General features: G+C 70.4%; 10 protein-coding genes and 1 pseudogene. 6 read left to right on the forward strand and 5 right to left on the reverse strand.

The annotated features are described in order from the left end of the window. Positions 1-65 precede the first annotated feature (65 nt). Positions 66-1,649 carry a hypothetical protein gene (locus tag DQW85_RS20855; protein WP_240197324.1) on the reverse strand — a complete coding sequence of 528 codons (1,584 nt, stop codon included), beginning with the start codon at positions 1,647-1,649 and terminating at the stop codon, positions 66-68. Positions 1,650-1,748: 99 nt separating this feature from the next. Here DQW85_RS20855 and DQW85_RS20860 point away from each other — a divergent pair, with 99 nt between their 5' ends. From DQW85_RS20860 to DQW85_RS20870, 3 genes are read left to right on the forward strand one after another with little or no spacing between them, the layout of a single operon-like run. Further along, positions 1,749-2,972: a glycosyltransferase family 2 protein gene (locus DQW85_RS20860; protein ID WP_205315272.1), complete on the forward strand. Its 1,224-nt coding sequence runs from the start codon at positions 1,749-1,751 to the stop codon at positions 2,970-2,972. Positions 2,973-3,018: 46 nt separating this feature from the next. Then, entirely contained in the window at positions 3,019-4,800 is a 1,782-nt protein-coding gene (gene metG / locus DQW85_RS20865; protein ID WP_113701976.1) for a methionine--tRNA ligase, read from the forward strand. Between the two features lie 6 nt (positions 4,801-4,806). Beyond that, positions 4,807-5,661 carry a TatD family hydrolase gene (locus tag DQW85_RS20870; protein ID WP_113701977.1) on the forward strand — a complete coding sequence of 285 codons (855 nt, stop codon included), beginning with the start codon at positions 4,807-4,809 and terminating at the stop codon, positions 5,659-5,661. An 18-nt stretch (positions 5,662-5,679) separates the two neighbouring features. Here the strand turns inward: DQW85_RS20870 and DQW85_RS45955 are convergent, their stop codons facing one another. The 3 genes from DQW85_RS45955 to DQW85_RS47000 are packed head-to-tail and all read right to left on the reverse strand — an operon-like array spanning position 5,680 to position 9,185. Beyond that, complete coding sequence (locus tag DQW85_RS45955) at positions 5,680-5,835, reverse strand: hypothetical protein (protein WP_205315273.1); 156 nt, start codon at positions 5,833-5,835, stop codon at positions 5,680-5,682. A gap of 39 nt (positions 5,836-5,874) precedes the next feature. Then, complete coding sequence (locus tag DQW85_RS20875; RefSeq protein ID WP_113701978.1) at positions 5,875-7,068, reverse strand: FG-GAP and VCBS repeat-containing protein; 1,194 nt, start codon at positions 7,066-7,068, stop codon at positions 5,875-5,877. Then, positions 7,065-9,185, reverse strand: a complete 2,121-nt coding sequence (locus DQW85_RS47000; protein WP_240197320.1) for a serine/threonine-protein kinase — start codon at positions 9,183-9,185, stop codon at positions 7,065-7,067. Before DQW85_RS47000 ends, DQW85_RS20875 begins: the two co-directional genes overlap by 4 nt. A 91-nt stretch (positions 9,186-9,276) precedes the next feature. On the opposite strand from DQW85_RS47000, the gene rsmA reads away from it, so the two are divergent. Continuing rightward, positions 9,277-10,116: a 16S rRNA (adenine(1518)-N(6)/adenine(1519)-N(6))-dimethyltransferase RsmA gene (gene rsmA, locus DQW85_RS20885; protein WP_420819171.1), complete on the forward strand. Its 840-nt coding sequence runs from the start codon at positions 9,277-9,279 to the stop codon at positions 10,114-10,116. Positions 10,117-10,338: 222 nt separating this feature from the next. Beyond that, positions 10,339-10,668, forward strand: coding sequence for a hypothetical protein (locus tag DQW85_RS20890; protein WP_162795163.1), 330 nt, complete (start codon positions 10,339-10,341; stop codon positions 10,666-10,668). A gap of 358 nt (positions 10,669-11,026) precedes the next feature. On the opposite strand, the pseudogene DQW85_RS47005 reads toward DQW85_RS20890, so the two are convergent. Further along, a pseudogene (locus DQW85_RS47005) lies at positions 11,027-11,298 on the reverse strand (hypothetical protein); the annotation flags it as partial. A gap of 147 nt (positions 11,299-11,445) precedes the next feature. Here DQW85_RS47005 and DQW85_RS45960 point away from each other — a divergent pair. Beyond that, complete coding sequence (locus DQW85_RS45960) at positions 11,446-12,582, forward strand: C40 family peptidase (RefSeq protein ID WP_240197321.1); 1,137 nt, start codon at positions 11,446-11,448, stop codon at positions 12,580-12,582. Positions 12,583-12,787 lie beyond the last annotated feature (205 nt).

The raw sequence follows: 12,787 nt of genomic DNA on the forward strand, positions 1-12,787 counted from the left end.
CGCCCCGCCCGCCCGGCGGGCGGCGGGGGCCGCGGCCGTGGGCGCGCTCGCGCTCGTCGTGCTGGTCAACTTCTGGTGGTTGCATCCGGTGCTGGTGGGCGAGCAGTTGACGCACGCCGGGTGGTGGGCCCGGATGCTGATGCGCTCCTGGGTAGAGGGCGCGCCCAAGTGACGCCGCGGCGCAGCGTGATGGCCGCCGCGACACAGGCCAGCGGCACCGCCGGCAGCACGTAGCGGTAGTCGAACTCGGCCGTCGCCGCCGGGGCCAGGAGCAGCCCGAACGCCGCCAGCCACGGCAGCGCCACCGGCCCGCCCAGGGTGCGCCAGCGGACCGCGATGCCGTACAGGCCGATGAGCAGGATGCCGCCCAGCATGATCCCGCGCAGGTAGAACACCTTCTGGTAGGCGCTCATGATGTCGGCCCACGGGGAGACGATGCGCGTCTCCGGCGGCCCCTGCTCGTAGGCGAAGGCGTCGGTGTCGGTGCGGCCCTGGTAGGCGGGCCAGTTGGGCAGCCGCTTGGGGCGGCCGTAGGCGTCCAGGTCGTAGTAGGGCCTGAACTGGTACATGTTGTAGGTCTGCTCGTCGGGGAAGCGCGGCCGGCCCCAGTGGAACGAGCGGAGGAAGTCGCGCCCCACGACGCGCAGATAGTCGCCAGGCTGCGACATGATCGCCCGCGTGGCGAACGCGCTGGCGGCCTCGTTGGTGATGTCGGTGAACTTCTTGCCGGTGCCCCAGCGGTGGAGGACCTCGCCCGTGCCGGTGCCGCCGCCGCCCTGGCCCCACAGATACCACTGCGCGTAGTCCTTGCGCTGGTCCACGGGGTCGTTGATGCACAGCAGGAGGAGGTGGATCTCCTTGTACTTGTCGATGTTCATCTTGTTGCAGTCGGCGAAGATCGCCGTGCGCATGTAGAGGATCAGCCCGTCGCTGTTGGTCATCGCGAACTTGCCCACGCTCGACGCGAACCAGCTCATGTAGGCCGTGATCGGCACCGCGCAGGCCACCACCACGGCCGCGATCGGCTTCCACCCGGTGCGCTTGACGAGCAGGTAGAGCACCACGAGCGCGAGGATCGGCAGGCCGATCGACCGGGTCAGCCAGGTCAGCGAGAGCAGCAGGCCGACCACCGCGCCCACCCGCCACGACATGCGCCGGTGCCACAGCACCAGTGTGATCACGCCCACGACCAGCAGCGTGAACATCGTGTCGGACATGATCATCTGCTCGAGCTGGATCTGGTAGGCGTCGAACAGCACCGGCGCCGCCGCCAGCGTCGCCCCCCACTTCGGCAGCGCGAACTTCCGCCGCAGCAGCGCGTAGATCAGCACGGCCGTGGCCAGGCCCATCAGGTGCTGGGTGAACACGACCAGCGTGAAACTGTGGAACGGCTTGAGCGTCAGCAGCCAGAAGCCGTAGCCGTCGGGCCGGATCGGATGCGGCCTCGGGTGCAGCGCGACGGAGACGTACTCGTACGAGTCGTTGAACCACATCGCCGGGCCGTAACCGAGCATGGCGATCAGCCGCAGCACCCCGCCCAGGGCGAAGGCCGCGGCGAACACCCGATGACGGCGCAGGAAGGACAGCACGCGTGCCGTCCGGCCAGGGGCGGAGTGGTCCACACGGGTAATCTCCGCGACACTCACCATGCTGTAAAGAATGCCAGCCGTTTCATGGTCTTGACGCGACCGAGTCTGGGCACAGGGCATGATGGTGTGCTGGAAGTGTCCTGACGGAAGGGTTGAGACGTGGAACTGACGGTGGTCATGCCCTGCCTCAACGAGGCCGAGACCGTGGAAGTCTGTGTCCGCAAGGCGCTGGCCTGCATGGATGAGTACGGCATCGACGGCGAAGTGCTGATCGCCGACAACGGCAGCACGGACGGCTCGCAGCAACTCGCCCGCGACGCCGGCGCCCGGGTCGTCCACATCGACGAGAAGGGCTACGGCAACGCGCTCATCGGCGGCATCCGCGCCGCGCGCGGCAAGTACGTCATCATGGGCGACGCCGACGACTCCTACGACTTCACCGCGCTGCTGCCCTTCGTGGAGCAGTTGCGCGACGGGGCCGACCTGGTGATGGGCAACCGCTTCAAGGGCGGCATCGCGCCCGGCGCCATGCCCCCGCTCCACCGCTACCTCGGCAACCCGGTGCTGTCGTTCGTCGGCCGGCTGTTCTTCCCCTCGGCCATCGGCGACTTCCACTGCGGCCTGCGTGGTTTCCGGCGCGACTCGATCCTGCGCCTGCACCTCCAGACGGGCGGCATGGAGTTCGCCTCCGAGATGGTGGTCCGCTCCACGCTGTCGGGTCTCGACGTGCGCGAGGTGCCCACGACGCTGTCGCCCGACGGCCGCTCCCGCCCGCCGCACCTGCGCTCCTGGCGCGACGGCTGGCGCCACCTGCGCTTCCTGCTTCTCTACAGCCCCAAGTGGCTGTTCTTCTATCCCGGCATCCTGCTGATGGTGCTGGGCCTGGTCGCGGGCACCGCCCTGACCTTCGGGCCGGTGGAGATCGGCGAGCTGGCCTTCGACGTCGACACGCTGGTCGGCGCCTCGGCGGCGGTGGTGATCGGCTTCCAGGCGGCGCTGTTCGCGCTGTTCACCAAGGTCTACGCGGCCGAGGAGGGGTTCCTGCCCGAGTCGGCGCGCGTCCGCAAGCTGATCGACATCGTGACCCTGGAGAAGGGGCTCGTGGTCGGCGGCCTGCTGGCCGTGGCCGGTCTGGTCGGCCTGGTGATGTCGCTGGTCCACTGGCAGATCCGCAGCTTCGGCGAGCTCGACCCGCGCGAGTCGCTGCGCATCGTGGTGCCCGCCGCCACCGCGCTCATCATGAGCTTCCAGACCATCTTCGCGTCGCTGTTCATCAGCATCCTGGGCATCCGCCGCACCCGCGAGTCGTCCGTGGACGTCGCCGCCAAGGCCGCGGAGGAGGCCGCCGAGGCGGTCTCGCGCGAAGAGTCGCGGACGCACTGATCTAATCGGTTCGAGGTGGCCGGTCGCGCGCCGTAGGCTTGGGGCTATGTCCCAGCACATCTTGACCGCCGTCGCGTGGCCGTACGCCAACGGCCCCCGCCACATCGGGCACGTCTCAGGTTTCGGCGTGCCGTCCGACGTCTTCAGCCGCTACCAGCGGATGGCGGGCAACAAGGTGCTGATGATCTCCGGCACCGACGAGCACGGCACGCCCATCCAGGTGCAGGCCGACAAGGAGGGCGTGAGCGCCAAGGAGCTCGCCGACCGCTACAACCGGGTGATCGCCGAGGACCTGACCGGGCTCGGGCTCTCCTACGACCTGTTCACGCGGACGACCACCCGCAACCACTACGCGGTCACGCAGGAGATCTTCAAGGGGCTCATCGCCAACGGCTACGTCTTCCCCAAGACCACGATGGGGGCGATCTCCCCGTCCACCGGGCGCACCCTGCCCGACCGCTACATCGAGGGCACCTGCCCCATCTGCGGCTACGACGGCGCCCGCGGCGACCAGTGCGACAACTGCGGCAACCAGCTCGACCCGATCCAGCTGATCAACCCCCGGAGCCGCATCAACGGCGAGACCCCGGTCTTCGTCGAGACCGAGCACTTCATGCTCGACCTGCCCGCCTTCGCCGAGGTGCTGGGCTCCTACCTGCAGTCCAAGCAGGGCGAGTGGCGGCCCAACGTGCTCAAGTTCGCCCTCAACCTGCTCGGCGACCTGCAGCCGCGGGCGATCAGCCGCGACCTCGACTGGGGCGTGCCCATCCCGCTCGACGGCTGGCGCGACCAGCCCAACAAGCGGCTGTACGTGTGGTTCGACGCGGTCATCGGCTACCTGTCGTCGTCCATCGAGTGGGCCAGGCGCTCCGGCGACCCCGACGCGTGGCGGCAGTGGTGGCAGAATCCCGACGCCCGCAGCTACTACTTCATGGGCAAGGACAACATCGTCTTCCACGCCGAGATCTGGCCGGCGATGCTGTTCGGCTACAACGGCCAGGGCTCGCGCGACGGGCGGCCGGGCTCCCTCGGCGCGCTCAACGTGCCGTCCGAGGTGGTCTCCAGCGAGTTCCTCACGATGGAGGGCCGCAAGTTCTCCTCCTCGCGCCAGGTCGTCATCTACGTGCGCGACTTCCTGGAGCGCTACGACGCCGACGCGCTGCGCTACTACATCGCCGTGGCCGGCCCCGAAAACCAGGACACCGACTTCACCTGGCAGGAGTTCGTCAACCGCAACAACGGCGAGCTGGTCGCCGCCTGGGGCAACCTGGTCAACAGGTCCATCTCGATGGCGGCGAAGAACTTCGGGCAGGTGCCCGAGCCCGGCGACCTGACCGACGCCGACCGGCGGCTGCTGGAGCGCTCGCGCGCCGCCTTCGGCCCGGTGGGCGCCGAGCTGGGCCGCTCCCGGTTCAAGAACGCCATCAACGAGGCGTTCGACGTGGTCCGCGACGCCAACCGCTACCTCGCCGAGCAGGAGCCGTGGAAGCTCAAGGACGACCCCGAGCGGCAGAAGTCGATCCTGCACGTCGCGCTCCAGGTCGTCGACGACTGCAAGACGATGCTCACGCCGTTCCTGCCGAGCTCGTCCAACAAGGTCCACACCATGCTCGGCGGCGAGGGCGTCTGGTCGGGCATGCCGGAGATCCAGGAGGTCGACGAGGACGGCGGCGAGTCCTACCCGGTGATCACCGGCCAGTACGACGGGGCCGCCCGCTGGGAGCACCGGCCGGTCCGGCCGGGCACCCCGCTCGCGCCGCCGGTGCCGCTGTTCAAGAAGCTCGACCCGAAGGTCGTGGACGAGGAGCTGGCCCGGCTGGGCGAGTGACCGCACATGACCAAGCTTCCCGCCGCCCCGGAGCCGCTCGCGGCCCCGGTGTTCGACAGCCACTGCCATCTCGACATCATGGTGGGCGACCGGCAGGCGTCATCGGGTGACCCGGTGGCGCTCGCCGCCCAGGCCGCGTCCACGACCGTGCGCGGCATCCTCGACGACGCCCGCGCCGTCGGCGTGACCGGGCTCGTCACGATCGGCTACGACCTGCCGTCGTCCACGTGGGGGGCCGAGGTGGCGGCGGTCCACGACCGCGTCCACGCCGGGGTGGCCGTGCACCCCAACGAGGCGCACGCCGCCAGCCCCGAGACGCTGGCCGAGATCGAGGCGCTGGCCGGGCGGCCGGAGGTGCGGGCTGTGGGGGAGACGGGGCTCGACTACTACCGTGACTGGGCGAGCAGGGACGACCAGCACGCCAGCTTCCGGGCGCACATCGAGATCGCCAAGCGCGCGGGGAAGGCGCTGGTCGTCCACGACCGCGACGCCCACGACGACGTGCTGAAGGTGCTCGCCGCCGAGGGGGCGCCGCCGGTCGTGGTGTTCCACAGCTTCTCCGGGGACGCCGAGCTGGCCAAGAAATGCACCGACGCCGGATATTTCATGTCATTCTCTGGCCCCGTCACCTACAAGAACGCCTCCTACCTGCGCGAGGCGGCCAGGGTGGCGCCGGCCGAGCTGATGCTGGTGGAGACCGACGCCCCCTACCTCCCGCCGGTGCCCCACCGGGGCAGGCCCAACGCCCCCTACCTGATCCCGCTCACGCTGCGCTGCCTGGCGGAGGTCAAGGGCATCCGCCCGGAGAGCCTCTGCGAGGCCATCGACGCCAACGGCGTCACGGTCTTCGGCGCCTGGTAGCCCCGTCGGGGGCGCTGGTCAGTGGTGGTGACGCCGTGAGCGGAGCTTGTCCAGGAACTGCCGGGCCTTCCGCTGGTTGTCCGGGTCGCCGGCCATCCTCTTGGCCTTGTCGACCGTCTGCCTGCCGTGAGGGCTGCGCAGGTACGCGCGCACCCGATCCATGAGCGATGCCATGCGCACCCCCTACCCACGGGGCGCGAACAACCACCTGGGCTATCCGCTCAGCGACATGCCGAAGTCCGCGCCCTTGGGCGGCTGGACGGGCCGCAGGTCGTCGGCGTTTCGGCCGGCGACCGCGACCTGCCCGTACGGCGCCGCGTCCGGACGGCCCACGTAGATCTTGTTGCCGCTGAACGCCACGGCGTAACCGAACAGGTCTCCCTGGGACGGGAGCGTGCGGTCCTCGCCGGAGTCCCGGAACGACACCAGTCGCACGCCGCCGCCGTACGGGGCGCCGATGGCCAGCCTGCCGTCGGGGGAGGCGGCCAGCGAGAAGCCGAACGCCTGCTTGCCGCCCTGCTGTACCTTCCTCTTCGAGGCCAGCTTCGCGTCGAGCAGATCCACGTAGCCGGCACCGGGCGCGCCGACCGCGAGCCCCGCGCCCTCGGCGTAGGCGAGCGCGTACCCGTACCTGTCGCCCGACGCGGCGGTGGGGGAGTCGACCTTCACGCCCTCGAGCCTCGGCGCCAGCACGTCCTTGATGGAGACGACGGAGCCCGAGTCGATCTTGCCCGCGCCGACCTGGCGGCCCGCGCCGTCGTCGTTCTCGTACGGCACGCCGACGATCAGCTGGTTGCCCGCGCCCATCGCCAGCGACCAGCCGAACTGGTCGCCGACCTCGCCGTTGCCGGGAACCTCCGTCGAATCCTGGCTGATCCTGCGCAGCGGGCCGTCGCCCTCGCGGATGTACAGGGCGCCGGTGTCGGACCGCTGCGCCTCGTCCTCGTACGGCGCGCCGATCGCCACCAGGCTGCCCTTGGCCGCCAGCGACCAGCCGAAGTGGGCGTCCCGCTGCGGCTCGATGGCGTACAGCTGCTTCGGAGGCGCGCTGCTCCCGCCGTACACCACGTAGACGGCGCCCGCGTCCTGACTGCCCCGCACGTCCGTGAACGGCGCGCCGACGACCAGGTCGGCGCAGGCGTCGCCGTCGACCTTCGCCAGCCGTACCGACCAGCCGAAACCGTCGCCCTGCGCCAGGCCGGGCACCGTGACGGGCACGACCTTCCCGCCGGAGACCACGTGCACGGCGCCCTTGTCGTCGTCGGCGAACGGGTCGCCGACCGCCACGTCCTCCACGCCGTCACCGTCGAAGTCGGCGGGTCCCGCGCAGGCGGCGGCCGTCGCGCCGGTCCCGTGGACCAGTGTTCCCGCCGCCAGCAGGAGCGCCAGGAGCGTCGCCCGGATCATGACAACCTCACCTCGACCTGGCGACCACCTTGGAGAAGGGTCGCGGTGAGTTGAATGGGTTTGCGGTAGAGGGGCAGGTCGAAGACGAAGACGCGGTCTATGCGGCCCCCGGGGACGATGACGTCGGGGAGTGTCACCGGTGAGGGGTCGTGGCGTCCGCCCCGGTCGTCCTGGAGGGTCACGACGGGGCGGCCGATCTCCCGAGGCACACCGCCCGGGTTGATCATCGACCAGCGGACCGCGCAGAGCTGGCCCTGGGTCTGCCGCGTGCCCTCGAACTCCTTGAGGCCGCACTGGGGAGCCGCCGCCACGATCAGTTGCGGGTCGTCGAAGGCGCCGCCGAGGGGGAACCTGCGGCCGAGGTCGTTCGGCTGCCGGGCCACCGGGGAGACGGTCTGGCCACGGGGGGACGGCGTCACGCCGCGGCCAGAGGTGATGATCAGAACCCCGGCGGTGACGGCGATGGCCAGCACCGCGGCGGCGGCCGCGATCAGCCAGCGGGTGCCGCGCGGGCGCTCGGGCTGGGGTGGGACGGTGGAGAGGGCGTCACGGTCCTGCTGGATCGGTTGCCCTTGTGGGCCGGACTGGGCATTCTCCCGCCGTGCCCGCGCTTGTCCTTGCGCCAGTGCCTCTGCGTGGCCCTGTGCCCGCGCCTGTGCCTGTGGTTGTTGTGGCTGGGGTTGTGCCTGGGCCCGTGTTCGCCCCTCGGCCTGCGCCTGGGGTTGTGCCTGGGGTTGCGCCTGGGCCTGTGTCCGCGCCTCGGCCTGCGCCTGAGCCTCCGCGTGCGCCTGGGCCTGTGCCTGGACGATCGCCTGTGCCTCGGCGTCCAGGCGGGCCAGCTCTTCCCTGGCGGCCAGCTCCTCCCTTCGAGCCAGCTCCTCCCTACGCGCCAGTTCCTCCTTCTTGCTGGTCGGCCCCTGCCTGCCGGTCGGTCCGCGGTTGCCCTGTTCCTCGCTCACCGCAGTCGCAGGGACCTGCGCCGAGCTGTCCTGCGCAGCGGCCCGCTCCTGCTGGGGCGCCGCGCCGCTCGCCCCTGCCCGCCGCGTCGAGTCGGTCTGCCCGGGCGGCTGCGTCTGCCGCAGCGCCCTCCCGTCCGGCAGCGTGTTGTGATCAGGCGCGTCACCCGTGGCAGGCTCTGGTCCAGGACTCCTGGTCACCATGTCGCCGGGCGGAGGCGTGGCGAACGTGGCCGTGATGTCGGGCTCGTCCACCACGCTCTGCGGGGGCTCCCAGTCGCCCAGCAGGTCGTTCGCCACCAGCGTGGGCGGGTCCGCCGCGGCGGTGCGGGCCGGGGAGGTGCCTCCCACGAGCGCGATCAGCAGGTCCTGTGCCGTGGGCCGCTGGGCGGGGTCCATCGACGTCGCCAGCCGTACCAGCTCGTTCAGCGGCGCGGGCAGCACGCCCAGCTCCGGCGGCGTGTGCAGCACCCTGGAGGCCAGCGTGATGGCGTCGCCGCGGCCGAACGGGTGGCGCCCGTTGCCCGCGTAGGCCACCAGGCAGCCCCAGGCGAAGATGTCGGCGGCGGGGGTGACCGTCTCGCCGCGTACCTGCTCGGGCGCCCACCAGCCCGGACTGCCGAGCAGCTCACCGGACATGGTGAACCCGGTCTCCCTGTCCAGCGCCCGCGCGATGCCGAAGTCGATCACCCGTGGCCCGGAGAGGGAGAGGATGACATTGGCCGGTTTGAGGTCGCGGTGAACTAACCCGGCGACGTGGATGGCGGCCAGCGCGGCGGCGACCCCCAGCGCGACGCCGTGCAGCGGCCCTGGATCCAGCGCCCCGTGCTGTGTGATCTGCCCGGACAGCGGGAGGCCCGCGATGTACTCGGTCACCATGTAGGGCCGGCCGTCGCCGGTGTTGCCGTTGTCGAGCACCTGTGCCGTACAGAAGGACGCCACCTTCCGGGCGTTCTCCACCTCGCCGTGGAATCGCGCCGCGAACCCCTCCTGGTTCGCGAACTCCACCTTCACCACCTTGACCGCCACGAACCGTCCCGTGGGCGCCCGCGCCAGGAACACCGTGCCCATGCCGCCCTCTCCCAGGCGTCCGAGCAACCGGTATGGACCGATTTCCCGCAGGTCCGTCGGGCGGAGCGGCGCGGCGCCCGTTGGCTCCATCAGGGATGTCCCTTCCTGTTCCACGCCATCCTCCCCTCTGCTCCCCCCGTTCGCCATCGCACGTTCTTCGATGCGGGAGACTGGTTGGATGATGAGGCTGTTGGGCCCGGCAGAAATACGTATTTTGGCGGACAAGCTAGATCTTCGTCCAACGAAAAGACTAGGACAGAACTTCGTGATCGACGGGGGAACCGTCCGCCGAATCGTACGGGTTGCCGACCTGTCCTCGGAAGACGTCGTGATCGAAGTGGGGCCCGGTCTCGGGTCGCTCACCCTGGCGTTGCTGTCGTCGGCCAGGCACGTGGTGGCCGTCGAGATCGACCCGGTGCTGGCCGCCCAGCTCCCCTTGACCGTGGAGGAACGCGGCCTCGGCGACAGGCTGACCGTGATCGGGGCCGACGCCATGAGGATCTCCCCGTCGGACCTTGGGGGTTCCGAGCCCACCGCCCTGGTGGCCAACCTGCCGTACAACGTGGCGGTTCCGGTGGTGCTGCACCTGCTGGAGGCGCTGCCCTCGCTGCGGAAGGGCCTCGTCATGGTGCAGTCGGAGGTGGCCGACCGGCTGGCGGCCGGTCCGGGTTCCAAGGTGTACGGGGTGCCGTCGGTGAAGGCCGCCTGGTACGCGGACGTGCGCCGGGCCGGACCCGTCGGCCGTACCGTCTTCTGGCCGGTGCCCAACGTCGACTCCGGCCTCGTCTCGCTGACGCGCCGCGACCCACCACCCACCAGCGCGTCCCGGGAAGAGGTCTTCACGGTGATCGACGCGGCGTTCGCCCAGCGGCGCAAGACCCTCCGAGCCGCCCTGGCCTCCTGGGCGGGCAGCCCCACACAAGCGGAGGAGGCGCTGCGGGCGGCCGGAGTGGACCCCTCGGCCCGCGGCGAGCAACTGGACGTGACCACGTTCGCCCGAATCGCCGAGAACAAACCCTGACACCCCACCCCACCCCGCCCTCCGAGCCGCCGCAGCGCCCCCACCCCGTCGAGCACCAAGCACACGACCGGAGCACGCTCACCCCGTCGAGCACCAAGCACACGACCGGAGCACGCTCACCGGCAACCAGGTGTGCGGCCGATACGCTCTTGATCGTGAGTGGGCGAGACCCGGATTTCCCGCGAGGGGCGCGGCGAGTTTGACGATCTTGTCGACCGAGCGGTGAACGCTGGGGAGATCACCTATGTCGTCCGGGACGGACGGCGCGTCGCCGCCGTCGTCCCTCTCAGCCTCCTCCAGGAACGCGTGCCGACCGTGACGCTCCACCAGACCGGCGACGGCGACCTGGTCATCGCACGAGGCGGCAGCGCCTGGACGGTGAGGCCGCCCACCGGCACCCCCCACGGAACCTTCGCCGCCGACGCGCGAGCCTGGCTCGACGACACCTGGCGGCCCAGTGAGCGCGGCGGCCAGGCCAGGACCCGCATCGACGAAAGCTGCATCCGGGCCGTGGAATGGACCGGCGAGGAGATACGCCTGCGCAACCCCTAAAGCTCTCTCAACGAGGCCGCGAACGCGTACCTCGGCCCGCTCACCTACACCCTGAGTGCGGTGAAGGGCAGCGCCGGGGAGGATGCCGTCGGACGGCACCTGGATGAGACGGGGATCGCGTACTCAGACATGGATGATGCCACTGGTGACTGGCTGTAGGAGCACGTGTACAGCTGGGAGCCCGACCCCTATGAGGAGTCTCCCTGGGTGCTGGTCACCCCGGCGGGGCAGGATCCGCGCGCGGACAACGTCATCTGCTCACGGACGGACTCTGACGATCTGACGCGCGTTCACGAGGCGGCGACCGCTTTCGCGGGACGGTTCACGGCCTGCTCTGGCGGGACCATGAGATTGCTCCTCACAGGTGAAGGCCGGCGAGGTGGCTTTCAGGGGTCTTGTCGAAGCCGAAGGCCAGCCCTCGCCACTCTTTCATCCGGTTGATGCAGCGTTCGGCCGCGTTGCGTTCCTTGCACAAGGCTGCGTCGTGGCGGTTGGGGCGACCTCCGCGTGAGTCGGTCGGGTACGGGGTCGGCCGATGGGGATGCGGACCTTGATGGCGGCCAGGACGGCGATCAAGCCGAGGCTGTCGGCGGCCCGGCCTGGGGTGAGCGGGAACGACAGCGGGCGGCAGTGAGCGGCCCAGCCCTAAAGCCCCAGGTCACCCGTTTGGCTGTGGAAAACTCAACCTCCTCCACAGAACCGCGCTCGGCGCCCCGGCCACCTGGCCCGCCGGACGATTCTGGGGCCTCCGTTCCTTCACCGGCACTGGAGGCCCCCATGAGCCCACGCTCCCTCTCCCGGCTGTCCCGCATGTCCATCACGATCGGCGGCGGCCTATTGGCAGGATTCACAGCCCTCCCCGGCACGGCCGAAGCGGCAGAACCACGCGGCCATCACCCCGTCCCCGGTCCCTGCCGCGGCACGCTGACGCTCCCCCGCGCATACGCCGTGCAACTGGACGGCTGGCACACGTCGCCCGTCACCGGCACCGCCAAGAGACGCCGGCCCTTGATCCGGATCCACGTGTCCCTGCCTCAGGAGGCCTGCGCGGACGCCTCACCTCTGGCCGCGGCCCTCTTCCGAGCAGGCGTCCGGGACATCAACTCTCACCCCACTGTCTCCACGCTCCTACACCACGTATGGACCCACGCGATCGTTCCAACAGGGCAGGACCAGGCAGACACCACCCTCAGCCAGGCAAACACGGATCCCCGCCACACGGACGCCCCCTCGACCACCCCAACCTTTGACCCCACACCCCTGCACCCCACGGCCCCTGAGGCCGAGCCCAAGGACCGCAACCCAAAGCACCCACACCCCACCCCCAACCGCCCTCTCAACCGCGACCGGACTCCCAAGGGCGACCGGACTCCCAAGGGCGACCGGACTCCTAAGGGCGACCGGGTTCCCAAGGGCGACCGTGCTTCCAGAGGCGACCGCACTCCTAAGGGCTCCACCACGAAGGAGAGTCCCGCCCCCGAAGGAAAACCGACGGACCTCACCTCCAAAGGCGACCTCGCGGCAACCGCCGCCCTCGACCATCTCGGCACCCCGTTCTCCTGGGGCGGTGGCTCCCCTGCGGGCCCCACCAGAGGCATAGGCCGGGGCGCGTCCACCACAGGCTTCGACTGCAGCGGCCTGACCCTCTACGCCTGGTCCAAGGCAGGAGTGAAGCTAGGCCACTACACGGGCTCGCAGTTCCGCCACGGCCGTCGGATTCCGGTGAGCGAGTTGCGCAAGGGCGACCTCGTCTTCTTCGGCGGCGGCACCGGCGACCCCACCCACGTTGGCCTCTATCTGGGCGACGGCATCATGGTCCACGCCCCGAAGACCGGTGACGTGGTCAAGACGACCCGCTTCATCGACTCGGCGTACTATCGCCCGCTCTACCGCGGCGCCGTCCGCCCCGGATAACCCAACCCTCCGCCCCCGCGCCCCCCAACGAGCCACGGTCCTTCGCTGCCCACTCCCTACACGGAAAGCCTGCAAAGGGCGCATGCGCGCGTAAGCACTCAGCCTCTCGAGCACCTGTCACCTGACAGACTCACTGGCACCCCCCCGCGACGTTCAGCAGGAGGGCCCTGAGCCTCTTGGGCGGTGGGCAGCGTAGACCACCCAC

It is taken from the genome of Nonomuraea lactucae (assembly GCF_003313395.1).
Taxonomy (GTDB): domain Bacteria; phylum Actinomycetota; class Actinomycetes; order Streptosporangiales; family Streptosporangiaceae; genus Nonomuraea; species Nonomuraea lactucae.

Excerpts from the sequence above, each read along its gene's own strand:
- DQW85_RS47000 (WP_240197320.1), bottom strand. The coding sequence starts at position 9,185 with ATGGAGCCAACGGGCGCCGCGCCGCTCCGCCCGACGGACCTGCGGGAA.
- DQW85_RS45955 (WP_205315273.1), bottom strand. The coding sequence starts at position 5,835 with ATGGCATCGCTCATGGATCGGGTGCGCGCGTACCTGCGCAGCCCTCAC.
- DQW85_RS20875 (WP_113701978.1), bottom strand. The coding sequence starts at position 7,068 with ATGATCCGGGCGACGCTCCTGGCGCTCCTGCTGGCGGCGGGAACACTG.
- metG (WP_113701976.1), top strand. The coding sequence starts at position 3,019 with ATGTCCCAGCACATCTTGACCGCCGTCGCGTGGCCGTACGCCAACGGC.
- DQW85_RS20870 (WP_113701977.1), top strand. The coding sequence starts at position 4,807 with ATGACCAAGCTTCCCGCCGCCCCGGAGCCGCTCGCGGCCCCGGTGTTC.
- DQW85_RS45960 (WP_240197321.1), top strand. The coding sequence starts at position 11,446 with ATGAGCCCACGCTCCCTCTCCCGGCTGTCCCGCATGTCCATCACGATC.
- rsmA (WP_420819171.1), top strand. The coding sequence starts at position 9,277 with ATGAGGCTGTTGGGCCCGGCAGAAATACGTATTTTGGCGGACAAGCTA.
- DQW85_RS20855 (WP_240197324.1), bottom strand. The coding sequence starts at position 1,649 with ATGGTGAGTGTCGCGGAGATTACCCGTGTGGACCACTCCGCCCCTGGC.